The following is a 13208-nucleotide window of genomic DNA, read 5'->3' on the forward strand; positions in this document are numbered from 1 at the left end:
GCCCGCTACAGGGTGCCCGTCCAGGAGTTGGTGCCGAGCAGGGTCTTGATGTCCGAGGCGAGTCCGTTGTCGGGATTCACCAGGAAGCCGAGTTCGTAGAGGGTGTCCTTGTCCCAGTTGGTGGTCAGCAGCCGGACCGGGACGTCGCCGGGGTGGGCCTGGAGGGCGAGCTTCAGCTCGCCCACCACGGTCGGGGTGATCTTGCCGAGCGGCGCGGTGATCTGCACCGGCGGCTTGGTGCCGAGTTCGGCGGAGGAGACGTCGAGGGTGGTGATCTCCTGGCCGAAGATGCTCAGCGAGCCGTCGCGCTCATTGAGCCGGCCCCGGGCCGAGATGACGTTGTCCTCGACCATCTGATCGGCCATCAGGTTGTAGGTGGCGGGGAAGAAGAGCACCTCGACCGAGCCGTCGCGGTCGGCGAGGGTGATGATGGCCCAGGCGTTGCCCGCCTTGTTGATCCGCCGGTCGACGGCGGTGATCAGGCCGGCGAGGCGCACCTCGCCCTCGGTGCGGCCGGAGCCGAGGAGTTCGGCGATGGAGGTGTCGCGGTTGCGGGAGAGGATGTGCTCGGCGCCGTCCAGCGGGTGGCTGGAGACGTACAGGCCGAGCATCTCCCGTTCCAGGCTGAGCAGTTGCCGGCGCGGCCACTCCCGGTCGGTCAGTTCGAAGTCCAGCCCGATGGCCGGTGCGCCGCCGTCCCCGGTGTCCAGGGCGCCGAACAGGTCGTCCTGGCCGATCGCCTGCTGCTTCTTCAGGCCGGTGACGGCGTCGATCGCGCTCTCGTGGACGGTGCTGAGCGACAGGCGGGTGTGGCTGAGCGAGTCGAAGGCGCCCGCCTTGATCAGGGAGTCCACGGTGCGCTTGTTGCAGACCACCAGCTCGACCTTGTCCAGGAAGTCCGCGAAGGAGGCGTACTTGCCCTTCTCCTTGCGGGTCTTGACCAGGGACTCGATGACCGGCACGCCGACGTTGCGGACGGCCTTCAGGCCGAACCGGACGTCGCTGCCGACGGCGGTGAAGTCGACTACGGACTCGTTGACGTCGGGGGACAGGATCTTGATGCCCATCTGGCGGCACTCGGCGAGGTAGACCGCCATCTTGTCCTTGTCGTCCGCCACCGAGGTGAGCAGCGCCGCCATGTACTCGGCGGGGTAGTTGGCCTTGAGGTAGGCCGTCTGGTACGAGACCAGGCCGTAGGCGGCGGAGTGCGATTTGTTGAAGGCGTAGCCGGCGAACGGGACCAGCACGTCCCAGACCGCCTGGATGGCCTCGTCGGAGTAGCCGCGCTCCTTGCAGCCCGCGTGGAAGGGGACGAACTCCTTCTCCAGCACCTCCTTCTTCTTCTTGCCCATCGCGCGGCGGAGCAGGTCGGCCTGGCCGAGGCTGTAGCCGGCCAGCACCTGCGCGGCTCGCTGCACCTGCTCCTGGTAGACGATCAGACCGTAGGTGGGGCCGAGGACCTCGCTGAGCGGGGCCTCCAGCTCGGGGTGGATCGGGATGATCTCCTGCTGGCCGTTCTTGCGCAGCGCGTAGTTGGTGTGCGAGTTCATGCCCATCGGGCCCGGCCGGTACAGCGCCGAGACGGCGGAGATGTCGGCGAACTCGGTGGGCTTCATCAGCTTGAGCAGGGCGCGCATGGGGCCGCCGTCGAGCTGGAACACGCCCAGGGTGTCGCCGCGGGCGAGCAGTTGGTAGGTGGTGGGGTCGTCGAGCGCGATCTTCTCGATGTCGACGTCGATGCCCCGGTTGGCCTTGACGATCTTGATGCAGTGATCGATGATGCCCAGGTTCCGCAGACCCAGGAAGTCCATCTTGATCAGGCCCATGGCTTCGCACGACGGGTAGTCGAAGCCGGTGATGATCACGCCGTCCTTGTCCCGCATGTGCAGCGGGATCAGGTCGAGCAGCGGGGTCGAGGAGAGGATGACGGCGGCGGCGTGCACACCGGTGCCGCGGATCAGGCCCTCGATGCCCAGGCCGGTGTCGATGATCTTCTTGACGTCGGGCTCGTTCGCGTACAGCGAGCGGATCTCGGTGCCCTCGTTGTACCGCGGGTGCTTCTCGTTGAAGAGGTCCGCGAGCGGGACGCCCTTGCCCATGACGTCCGGCGGCATCGCCTTGGTGATCCGGTCGCCCATCGCGAACGGGTAGCCGAGGATGCGGTTGGCGTCCTTGACGGCGGCCTTGGCCTTGATCGTGCCGAAGGTGTTGACCTGCGCGGTGTAGGCGGAGCCGTACTTCTCGGTGACGTAGCGCACCATCTGGTCGCGCTGGCGGTCGTCGAAGTCGATGTCGACGTCCGGGGGGTTGATGCGCTCGGGGTTCAGGAACCGCTCGAACAGCAGGTCGTGCTCCAGCGGGTCCAGCTCGGTGATCCGGGTGAGGTAGGAGACCATCGAGCCGGCCGCCGAGCCTCGGCCCGGGCCGACCGGGATGCCGTTGTCGCGGGCGTACTGGCAGATGTCGGCGACCACGAGGAAGTAGGCGTCGAACCCCATCGGGGAGATGACGCCCATCTCCAGCTCGATCCGGTCCAGGACCTCCTGGCTCGGGTTGTCCCCGTAGCGGACCTTCAGCCCGGCGTCGATCTTCTTGCGCAGGAACGACGCCTGGGTCTCGCCCTCGGGGACGTCGAACTGCGGCATCCGGTCGACGTAGGTGAAGACGTCCTCGTACGACTCGACCCGCTCGGCGATCGCCAGCGTGTTGTCGCAGGCCTCCGGGAGCTCGCGGAACAGCTCGCGCATCTCGTCGGCGGTCTTGATGTAGTAGCCGGTGCCCTGGAACTTGAACCGGTTCGGGTCGTCCTTGTTCTTGCCCACGCCGACGCAGAGCAGGCTGTCGTGCGCGTCCGCCTGGTCGGCGGTGACGTAGTGCGAGTCGTTGGTCGCCAGCAGCGGGATGTTCAGCTGCTTGGCCAGGCGCAGCAGGTCCTGGCGGACGTCCTGCTCGATGGACAGGCCGTGGTCCATCAGCTCCAGGAAGTAGTTCTCCTTGCCGAAGATGTCCTGGTAGGCGCCGGCCGCCTTGACCGCCTCGTCGTACTGCCCGAGCCGCAGCCGGGTCTGCACCTCGCCCGAGGGGCAGCCGGTGGTGGCGATGATGCCGGTCGCGTTGGCCGCGATCAGCTCGCGGTCCATGCGGGGCTTCATGTAGTAGCCCTCCATCGACGCGAGCGAGGAGAGCTTGAAGAGGTTCCGCAGACCGGTCGCGTTCTGCGCCCACATGGTCATGTGGGTGTAGCGGCCGCCGCCCGAGACGTCCTTGCCGCCCTCGCCGTCGGAGCTCGCCGGGCGCTGGCCGCCGGGGGACCAGAACACCTGCTTCTTCAGGAAGCGCGAGGCCGGGGCGACGTAGGCCTCGATGCCGATGATCGGCTTCACGCCGGTCTTGGCGGCGGCGTGGAAGAACTCGTACGCGCCGAACATGTTGCCGTGGTCGCTCATCGCGATGGCCGGCATGCCCTGCCGCTCGGCCTCCGCGAAGAGCTTCCCGTTCTTCGCCGCTCCGTCCAGCATCGAGTACTCGGTGTGGACGTGCAGGTGTGCGAACGTGTCGGACACGGCGGTGGGCTCCTTGTCGGTGCGGCGCGGTGCTGCGCGCTTCGGTGCGTGCGGTGCGCTTCGCTGCGGGGCGCGAGGCGGTACGGGTGGGGCTCCGGCGGGCGCGGGCGGGGCGCGGTGCACGGGGCCGGTGGGGCTGGCGGTCCGGGGGCGTAAGCCGTCCAGGCTAGCGGGTCCCGGGCCCGGACTCGCGATCGCGGCGGCCGGTCCCGCCCGGGCGGCGTGTCGCGGGCGCGGTGCTTGACAGCGCCCTCGGCGGCGCACTGCCGACGGGGGCGGTCGGGTTCGACCCGGCGATGGGAGTGGATCTTGGACGGCTAGGCTGCTGCCCCGTCACGTCCTCGTGGAGGGCGCTTCGGAACGAGGGCGGGAGCCAGCTCATGATGGGACCGGCGCATGCGCTGTCGGGTGCGGCAGCGTGGCTGGGGGCGGGGGCGATCGCCGCGGGGCTGGGCGAGCCGATGCCCTGGCCGGTGCTGCTGGCGGGAACGCTGATCTGTGCGGGGGCCGCGCTGGCGCCGGATCTGGACCACAAGGCGGCGACGATATCCCGGGCGTTCGGGCCGGTGTCCCGGACGCTCTGCGAGGTGATCGACAAGCTCTCGTACGCGGCCTACCGGTCGACCCGGAAGAAGGGCGACCCGCGCCGCTCGGGCGGGCACCGGACGCTGACCCACACCTGGCTGTGGGCGGTGCTGTGCGGCGCCGGCGCGGCCGCGGTGGCGGTCTACGGCGGCCGCTGGGGCGTGCTGGCGGTGCTCTTCGTGCACATGGTGCTGGCGATCGAGGGGCTGCTCTGGCGCCACGCCCGGGTCTCCAGCGACGTGCTGGTCTGGCTGCTCGGGGCGACCAGCGCCTGGGTCCTGGCGGACGTCCTGGACAAGCCGGGGAACGGCTCGCAGTGGCTGTTCGACCAGCCCGGGCAGCAGTACCTGTGGATCGGCCTGCCGATCGCGCTCGGCTCGCTGGTGCACTGCCTCGGGGACGCGCTGACGGTCTCGGGCTGCCCGGTGTTCTGGCCGATCCCGATCGGGCGCAAGCGCTGGTACCCGGTGGGGCCGCCGAAGGGCATGCGGTTCCGGGCGGGCAGCTGGGTCGAGCTCAAGGTGCTCACGCCGGTGTTCATGGGCCTCGGCGGGGTCTGCGCGCTGGGGGCGCTCGGCTTCTTCGGCTGAGCCGTGCGGCCAAGGGTGCCCCAGACGTCCCGGGGTGCCCGGCCGTCAGCCGGGGCGGACGTCGCCGTGCGCCGGCCACCGGCGGTGGTACTGGTCGATGACGAAGCGGTGCCCGTGCCGCCAGCCGCCGGCGGCCGGGTGGGCGTCGCCGAGGTGGGGGTGGTCCGGCGGCAGGTCGGCGTGGACGTGGTCCAGCTCGGCGGCCTCCCGGGCGGGCCAGAGGGCGGTGGCGGCGGCCGCCGAGGCGAGCGCGACGGCGCCGAGGGCGGCGGCGGTGGCCGGGAGCCCCGCTCCGGCGGCCAGCCAGCCGGCCAGCGGGTAGGTCAGCAGCCAGCAGGAGTGGGAGAGCGAGAACTGCGCGGCGAAGGCGGCCGGCAGGTCGGCGTCGGCCGCGGAGCGGCGCAGCACCCGGCCGCCGGGGGTGAGGACCGCCGAGCAGGCCGCGCCGATCGCCGCCCAGGCGGTCAGCACGGCGCCCCAGGACCACGCGCTCGGGGCGGTGGCGGTGACGGCGGCGACGCCCGCCAGGACCACCGGCAGGGCGAAGGCGGCCGGCAGCATGACCGCCCGGTCGCCGATCCGCCCGAGCACGCGCGGCAGCAGCAGCGCGGCCAGGACGGAGCCCGCGCCGTACGCGCCGAGCGCGAGCGAGAGGGCGCCGGCCGGCCGGTGGAAGTGCTCGCGGACCAGGACGACGGTGTTGACGAAGACGATGGCGCCCGCGGCGGCGACGCCGAGGTCCAGGGCGAGCAGGGCCCGCAGCCGGGGAGTGGCCCAGAACAGCCGGGTGCCGAAGGCGGCCTTGGCGTAGACGCCTCCGGCGCGCTCGACGGGCGCCGGTTTGGGCAGGACGGCGGAGACCACCAGGGCCGCCGAGGCGAGGAAGCCGGCGGCGGTGCCCGCGAACAGCCAGCCGCTGGAGAGCAGGGCCAGCAGCCCGGCGGCGAGGGCCGGGCTGAACAGGCTCTCCAGGTCGTAGGCCAGCCGGGACAGCGACAGGGCCCGGGTGTAGTCGCGCTCGGCGGGCAGCACCTCCGGCAGGGTGGCCTGGAAGGTCGGCGTGAACGCGGCGGAGGCGGCCTGGAGGAGGAAGATCAGGGCGTAGACCTGCCAGACCTGGGTGACGAACGGCAGGGTGAGCGCGACGGCGGCCCGGGTGAGGTCCATGGCCACCATCAGGGCCCGGCGCGGGATCCGGTCCGCCAGCGCGCCGGCGAGCGGGGCGATGGTGACGTACGCCACCATCTTGATCGCCAGTGCGGTGCCGAGGACGGCCGAGGCGTGGTCGCCGGCGATGTCGTAGGCCAGCAGACTCAGCGCCACGGTGGCCAGACCGGTGCCGACCAGGGCGACGAGCTGGGCCGTGAACAGGCGGCGGTAGGTGCGGTTGCGCAGGATGGCCGGCATGCGGTGGTCCCGTCCCCGGTCGGCGTTGTGCGGGTACGCCCACCATCGTAACCAACATGTGCGTACCTGTGCACATGTTTCCGGCGGCGGGGGCCGTGCCGGCGGCGGTGACGGCCGCGGCGACGGCGGGGTTGGCCCAACGCGGCGGCGACCGCACAGGTGGCGGCCCTTACGGCACTCTGATTTGCCAACCCTTTACACTCCTGTAGAGCTGGTGACCCGTTCCCCCGGACCGGGCCGCCCGCCGACCGGCCACCCTCGTCGCAGTGAAGGAGTCGCGGACCCCGCGATGGACGAACCTCCCAGTTCTCACCGTGCTGTTCCCGTCAAGACGTGTTCGACCAACGGGGCGGGGGTGGCACGGTGACCGACGTCCTGCTGCTGCTCCTCGCCCTGGTGCTCACCGCCGCCTGCGCGGTCTTCGTCGCCGCGGAGTTCTCCCTGACCACCGTCGAGCGGGGCGCCCTCGAACGCGCCGCCGACGCCGGCGAGCGCGGCGCCCCCGTCGCGCTCAAGGCGGCCCGGCGCCTCACCTTCCAGCTCTCCGGCGCCCAGCTGGGCATCACCATCACCAGCCTGGTGATCGGCATGGTCGCCCAGCCGGCCGTGGCGGGGCTGCTGCGCGCACCGCTGGAGGCCCTGGGCCTGCCGAGCGGCGCGGTCAACACCGTCGGGATCCTGCTCGGGGTCCTGCTCTCCACCGTCGTGCTGATGGTCGCCGGCGAGCTCGTGCCCAAGAACTGGGCCATCTCGCGCCCGCTCGCCGTCGCGAAGGTGGTGGCCGGACCGCAGTACTACTTCTCGGCCGCCTTCTCGCCGCTGATCGGGCACCTCAACAACACCGCGAACCGGGTGGTGCGGCGCCTGGGCCTGGAGCCCGCCGAGCACCTCGCCTCCGCCCGGACGCCGCAGGAACTGGTCGCCCTCGCCCGGCACTCCGCGCGGGCCGGCGCGATAGAGCCCGACACCGCCGAACTCTTCGTCCGCTCGCTCAACCTGCGCGAGCTGACGGCGGAGAACGTGATGACCCCCCGGGTCGACGTCCGGGCCCTGGAGGAGCACGCCACGGCAGCCGACGTCGCCAACCTCACCCGGGCCACCGGGCTGTCCCGGTTCCCGGTCTACCGCGGCAACCTCGACCAGGTCGTCGGCGCCGTCCACATCAAGGACGCGCTCACCGTCCCCGCCGACCGGCGCCACCTGCACCCGGTGGCGAACCTGGTGACCGAGCCGCTGCTGGTGCCCGAGACGCTCACCGTCGACCGCCTGCTGGACCTGCTCCGCGGCGAGGAGACCATGGCGGTGGTGATCGACGAGTACGGCGGCACCGCCGGCATCGCCACCCTGGAGGACATCGTCGAGGAGGTCGTCGGCGAGGTCGTCGACGAGCACGACCCGGCCGAACTGCCCGACCTCATCGACCTCGGCGAGGGCCAGGACGGCCGCCACCGCTGGGACGCCGACGGCATCACCCGCACCGACCAGCTCGACACCGTCGGACTGCCCGACACCGAGGGGCCGTACGAGACCCTCGCCGGACTGATCGCCGACCACCTCGGCCGGATCCCCGTGCCCGGCGACGTCGTCGAGACCCACGGCTGGACCCTGCACGTCACGGCCGTCGCGCACCACGTCGCCGAACGCGTCCGGATCAGCGGCCCGGCACCCGACGCCGACCCGGACACCGGTGCCCCCGACAGCGCCGGACGCCGCCCGGAGGAGAACCGATGACCGCGATCCAGCTCGTCATCGGGCTGCTCACGCTGGTGACCAACGCCTTCTTCGTCGGCGGCGAGTTCGCCCTCATCTCGGTGCGGCGCAGCCAGATCGAACCGCGCGCGGAAGCCGGCGACCGGCGCGCCCGCACGGTGATCTGGGGTCTGGAGCACGTCTCCGCGATGCTGGCCACCGCCCAGCTCGGCATCACCGTCTCCTCGCTGGTGCTCGGCGCGGTCGCGGAACCCGCGATCGCCCACCTGCTGGAGCCCCCCCTGCACAGCGTCGGCGTGCCGGACGCCCTGATCCACTCGATCGCCTTCGTCGTCGCGCTGACCGTGGCGACCTACCTCCACATGCTGCTCGGCGAGATGATCCCCAAGAACATCGCCCTGGCCGCGCCGGAGAAGGCCGCCTACCTGCTGGTGCCGCCGCTGGTCGCGGTGACCCGCGCGGTACGGCCGATCGCCTTCTCCATCAACGCCTTCGCCAACCGGATCCTGCGCCTGCTGAAGGTCGAGCCCAAGGACGAGGTCGCCTCGGTGTTCACCGAGGAGGAGCTGGCCCGCATGGTCAAGGACTCCTCCGACGCCGAGCTGCTCAGCGACCGCGACACCGAGCTGTTGCGGGACGCCCTGGAGCTGGGCTCGCGCCCGGTCTCCGAGGTGGTCACCCCGCGCGAGGAGATCGTCTTCGCCGGCCCCGGCACCACGCCGGTCGAGCTGGAGCAGCTCGCCGCCCGGACGGGGTTCTCCCGCTTCCCGGTGCTGGACGCGGACCGGACGGTGCTCGGCTACCTGCACATCAAGGACGCCCTGGAGCAGGACGGCGCCCGCGACCGGCCGTTCCCGGCCCGCGCGCTGCGCCCGATCGCGCGCGTCCCCGAGTCCACCCCGCTGGACGACGTGCTGACCGCCATGCGCCGCTCCGGCACCCACCTGGCCGCCGCGATCGCCGCCGACGGCACCGCCTCCGGCCTGGTCACCATGGAGGACGTCCTCAAGGAGCTGGTCCGCCCGGCCCCCGCGCGGTCGTAGCAGCGGGCGGGACGCGCGCCCGCCGCCCGCACCCGTGACACGGCCCGCCCCGGACGCCACTGGGGCGGGCTGCGGGCTTTCCGGAGCCGCCGCGCGCCGGCGCGACCGGCGACCGCCCCTGCCGGCCCGACGGCCTGCCGGCCCGGCAGGGGCGGTTTCGGCCATCCGGGGCCGGAGCGGCGCAAGAGGCACCCTTGTCGCCGTAGGCCGGGCAGCTGTTCCATGGCGGTATGGTCCGAAGCGAGCTCGTTCTGATGACCGATCACAGCTCGACCGAGGGCAGCCGGGAGATCCTGTCGACCGCCGTGCGGGAACTCACCGGCCGGGCACCCGTCCTCCTCGACGCCCGGCACTTCATGACCGGCGGCACCGGCCGGATCTCCGGCTCCGGTGCTTCCGGCGCGGGCGGCGGCCTCCGGCTGGAGGTACCCGGCGAGGGCGTCGCCGTGACGGCCGGGGCGGTGATCGTCTACGAGATCCCGCCGCACCGGCGCCGCGACTTCGAGCAGTGCCAGCGCCTGCTCGGCGCCCACGGCGCCCGCTCGCTCGGCACCGACGTGGACGCCTGGCGGGTGGCCACCGAGAAGGACCGCACCGTCGAACGTTTCACCCGGGACGGCATCGCGCACATGCCCACCGTCGCTTTCTCCCGGCCCGCCCCGGGGGCCGTCGCCGAGGCCTTCGACCGGCTCGGCGGCGACGTCTGGGCCCGGCCGACCGTCGGGATGGGCGGCAACGACGTCTTCCACCTCACCACCGCTGCCCAACTCGCCGCCGCCGTCCGCTACTACGCCGAGGCGGGGGCCGACTGGCTGATCGCCCGCGACGCCCGGAACTTCACCGCGGACGGCCGGCGCCACCAGTACCGGGTGGTGGTCCTCGACGGACGCGTGGTGCGCGCCGTCGAGCACGTCCAGCCGGACCCGGACGCGCCCTGCAACGAGAGCCGGGGCGCTCTCTCGGCCGTCCTGCCGGAAAGTGAACTACCGGCCGGTCTGGCCGAGTTGGCGATCTCCGCGACCAAGTCGCTCGGCCTCCCGCTGGCCGGCGTCGACCTCGCGGCCGAGAGCGGCGGCGTGGTCTTCGAGGTGAACGTCCACCCGCAGTTCGGCACCGTCGGCGGCCTGGAGTCGACCGCCGTCCCGTACGTGGCCGCGCACCTCTAGCCGGGGCCGGGGCGCCACTCCGGTCGGGGCCCTGGTCGGAGGCACGGGCGCGAGGGTACTAGAATCGGGACAGTTGTGCAGGCACCTCGTTCGGTGAGGCGTCGCCACGGACACAGGCCACTGACCCCACGACGTCGAGAGACGCCCAGGTTCAGGACAGGTCTCCCCGGCCTAAGGGGTGACCCCAAGTGGCTGCACCCCCGGGTGCTACGCCGTGGCGTGCCAAAGCTCTGACGAGATCAGGGGTGCCCACCCGTCCCCGCAGGGCAGCCGTGCCCTCGGCCGTACGGCGTGGCTCGCTCCCTGATGGCCCGGTAACGGCGACCCGGGGTACGGGCGCCCCGACGGCGAGGAGGTGAGAGCTGTGGATCCCAGTAGTCCGGGCCGAAGTCGGCCCTGCCCCGGCACCGCCCCCTCTTCTCCTGGCCCCCGGCACCCCTCCTCCCGTACCGCCCCCGCTCCCCGCCGCCGCACCGCCCGTCGCTGACGACGGGCCACCGCGCGGCCGGGCGCCGTGCGCGGTGGAGGCCGGCCGGGCGCCTCCCCACCCGCCCCGGCTTCCCGCGACCGACGTCCAGGGAGCGCGGCGGACCCCGAACCGTGGAGGTACCCCGCCATGTCCGACTGGCGTGTGCGCGCCGTGCGCGCGAGCAAGCGTCCGTTCTCCCGCTCCGACAACACCGCCCCCGGCGGCGAGGTCCAGCCGGCGCCCGAGCACTCGATGGACCCCCGGCCCGACCAGCCGGTCGAGCCCGTGGCGCTGGAGCGCTCCGTCGTGGAGGCCGCCGTCTACCGCGACGGCCGCCGGGTCGAGCCGCCCGCCAGCCTCGCCGACATCTACCGCCAACTGCCCGCCAAGCCCGGCACGATGGCCTGGATCGGGCTGTTCCGGCCCGCCGAGGCCCAGCTGCTGGAGGCCGCCGAGCGGTTCAACCTGCACGAGCTCGCGGTCGAGGACGCCATCGTCGCCCACCAGCGGCCGAAGCTGGAGCGCTACGGCGACACGCTGTTCGTCGTGCTGCGCGCCGCCCGCTACCTGGACGACGTGGAGGAGGTCGACTTCGGCGAGGTCCACCTCTTCGTCGGCCCCGACTTCGTCCTCACCGTGCGCCACTCGCAGGCGCCCGACCTCTCCGCGGTGCGCCGCCGGCTGGAGGACGACCCGGAGCTGCTCGCCCTCGGCCCCGAGGCCGTGCTGTACGCGGTGCTGGACGCGGTGGTCGACGGCTACGCGCCGGTGATCGCCGGTCTCCAGCACGACATCGACGAGATCGAGACCGAGGTGTTCGGCGGCGACCCGCAGGTCTCCCGGCGCATCTACGAACTCTCCCGCGAGGTGATCGAGCTCCAGCGGGCCACCCGGCCGCTGCTGGAGATCATGAAGAGCCTGGAGGCGGGCTTCGGCAAGTACGGCACCGACGACGAGCTCCAGCGGTACCTGCGGGACGTCGCCGACCACGCCACCTACGCCGCCGAGCGGGTGGACGGCTTCCGGCAGATGCTGCAGAACATCCTCACCGTCAACGCGACCCTGGTGTCGCAGCGGCAGAACGAGGAGATGAAGCAGCTGGCCGAGGCCGGGCACATGCAGAACGACGAGATCAAGAAGATCTCCTCCTGGGCCGCCATCCTGTTCGCGCCGACCCTGATCGGGACCGTCTACGGCATGAACTTCGAGAAGATGCCCGAGCTCAAGTGGGCCTTCGGCTATCCGTTCGCGATCGGCCTGATGGCGCTGGTCTGCGTGAGCCTCTACTTCATCTTCAAGCGGCGCGACTGGCTGTAGCGGGGGAGCGGGGCGGGGATCCGACCCCGGGCGTACGGGTCCGGGGCTCTCGGCGTACGGGGTCGGCCGTTCCGGCGTACGGGGCCGGCACTCCGGGCGTACGGGCCCGGGGCTCCCGGCGTACGGGGCCGGCACTTCCGGCGTACGGGCCGGGACCTCCGGTGTAGGGGACCGGGCCGGTGCCATCCCTGCGGGGGATCCGGCACCCCGCCGATCGGCGCGCGCCCGGTGCTTGGTGTGCGTGCTAGCTTCCGGGCCATGGGATCACGTGGGTCACGCGCGGCCGCGGCGCAGCAGGCGATCGAGGGCGTAAGGGAGTTGGCCGGTGCGGGGCTGACGGCCGAGCAGGTGTTCCGGCGGGCCGACGAACTGCTGCGCGACGTCCTGGAGTACGACGCCGTCTGCTGGCACACCGCCGACCCGGCGACCGGTCTGGTCAACTCCGTGCTGAGTGACGACCTCAGCCTGGACTCCTTCGAGAACGCCGTCCGGCTGGAGGTGTGGGCCGACGACCCGGCCACCTTCCCCAGGATCCGCCGCAGCGGCGTCCGGGCCGAGACGCTCAGCCGGGCGACCCAGGGCCGCCCCGAGCGTGCCGCCCGCTTCCGCGAGCAGATCGCCCCGGCCGGGTTCGGCGACGAGCTGCGCGCGACCTTCGACGCGCACGGCGGGATGTGGGGCTGCGCCGCGTTCATGCGGGCGGCCGCCCGGGGGCACTTCCTCGGCCGCCACCGCGAGCTCGCCGACACCGCGGCCCGGCACCTGGGCCACGCGCTGCGGGCCTGCCACCTGCCGACGGGCGGCGGGGCGGACGCCGACGCGGGACCGGCCGTCGTGGTGCTGGGCCCGTCGAACCGGCTGGTCGCCCTCTCCGGTCCGGCCGAGGAACTGCTCGCCCGGCTGGCCGACCCGTCCCGCACCTCGCTGGGGCTGCCGACCGCCTTCGCGATGGCCGCCGAGCAGGCCCGCCGCACGGCGAGCGGGCTGCCGGTGCCCCAGGCGAAGATCCGCATCCAGTCCGGCGACGGCCGCTGGTACGTGCTGCACGGCTCGTCGCTGCAGGGCTCCGCGGCCGACGAGGTGACGGTGGTGGCGACGGCGGCCACCCCGGCCGACGCGATGCCGCTCTACCTCTCCGCGTACGGGCTGACCGCGCGCGAGCAGGAGGTCGCCCTGCTGCTGGTGCGCGGCTGCGACACCCGGGACGTCTCACGGCTGTTGACGATGAAGCCCTACACCGTGCAGGACCACCTCAAGTCGGTGTTCGCCAAGGCGGGAGTGGCCAGCCGCCGCGAGCTGATAGCCCGGATCATGCTCGGCGGCGGGCACTGAGCGGGGCGGCGGGGCGGGCGACGGGA

Annotated in this window: 8 protein-coding genes and 1 riboswitch; of the genes, 6 read left to right on the forward strand and 2 right to left on the reverse strand. The window is 72.6% G+C overall.

Translation table 11 applies throughout. The annotated features are described in order from the left end of the window. Nucleotides 1-5 precede the first annotated feature (5 nt). Entirely contained in the window at nucleotides 6-3563 is a 3558-nt protein-coding gene (gene dnaE / locus OG618_RS33600) for a DNA polymerase III subunit alpha (RefSeq protein ID WP_329491394.1), read from the reverse strand. A gap of 380 nt (nucleotides 3564-3943) precedes the next feature. Between dnaE and OG618_RS33605 the strand changes: the two genes are divergently transcribed. Further along, nucleotides 3944-4738: a metal-dependent hydrolase gene (locus OG618_RS33605; protein ID WP_329491395.1), complete on the forward strand. Its 795-nt coding sequence runs from the start codon at nucleotides 3944-3946 to the stop codon at nucleotides 4736-4738. 45 nt (nucleotides 4739-4783) lie between these two features. Here OG618_RS33605 and OG618_RS33610 read toward each other — a convergent pair whose 3' ends face one another. Beyond that, nucleotides 4784-6145, reverse strand: coding sequence for an MFS transporter (locus tag OG618_RS33610; RefSeq protein WP_329491397.1), 1362 nt, complete (start codon nucleotides 6143-6145; stop codon nucleotides 4784-4786). A 363-nt stretch (nucleotides 6146-6508) separates the two neighbouring features. On the opposite strand from OG618_RS33610, the gene OG618_RS33615 reads away from it, so the two are divergent. From OG618_RS33615 to OG618_RS33635, 5 genes are all read left to right on the forward strand, one after another. After that, complete coding sequence (locus tag OG618_RS33615; protein WP_329492378.1) at nucleotides 6509-7876, forward strand: hemolysin family protein; 1368 nt, start codon at nucleotides 6509-6511, stop codon at nucleotides 7874-7876. Then, nucleotides 7873-8898 (forward strand): hemolysin family protein, encoded by a 1026-nt coding sequence (locus OG618_RS33620; RefSeq protein ID WP_329491398.1) that lies wholly within the window; start codon nucleotides 7873-7875, stop codon nucleotides 8896-8898. The genes OG618_RS33615 and OG618_RS33620 overlap by 4 nt, the downstream gene beginning before the upstream one ends. 254 nt (nucleotides 8899-9152) lie before the next feature. Next, a complete protein-coding gene (locus OG618_RS33625; protein WP_329491399.1) occupies nucleotides 9153-10064 on the forward strand; it encodes an ATP-grasp domain-containing protein in 912 nt (303 codons plus the stop codon). 78 nt (nucleotides 10065-10142) lie between these two features. Further along, a riboswitch (M-box (ykoK) riboswitch) is annotated at nucleotides 10143-10316 on the forward strand. Nucleotides 10317-10680: 364 nt separating this feature from the next. Next, on the forward strand, nucleotides 10681-11850 hold the full coding sequence (locus OG618_RS33630) for a magnesium and cobalt transport protein CorA (RefSeq protein ID WP_329491400.1): 1170 nt from the start codon (nucleotides 10681-10683) through the stop codon (nucleotides 11848-11850). Between the two features lie 258 nt (nucleotides 11851-12108). Continuing rightward, entirely contained in the window at nucleotides 12109-13182 is a 1074-nt protein-coding gene (locus OG618_RS33635; protein WP_329491401.1) for a helix-turn-helix transcriptional regulator, read from the forward strand. The last annotated feature ends 26 nt before the right edge of the window (nucleotides 13183-13208 follow it).

Source organism: Kitasatospora sp. NBC_01246 (assembly GCF_036226505.1).
Lineage (GTDB): Bacteria > Actinomycetota > Actinomycetes > Streptomycetales > Streptomycetaceae > Kitasatospora.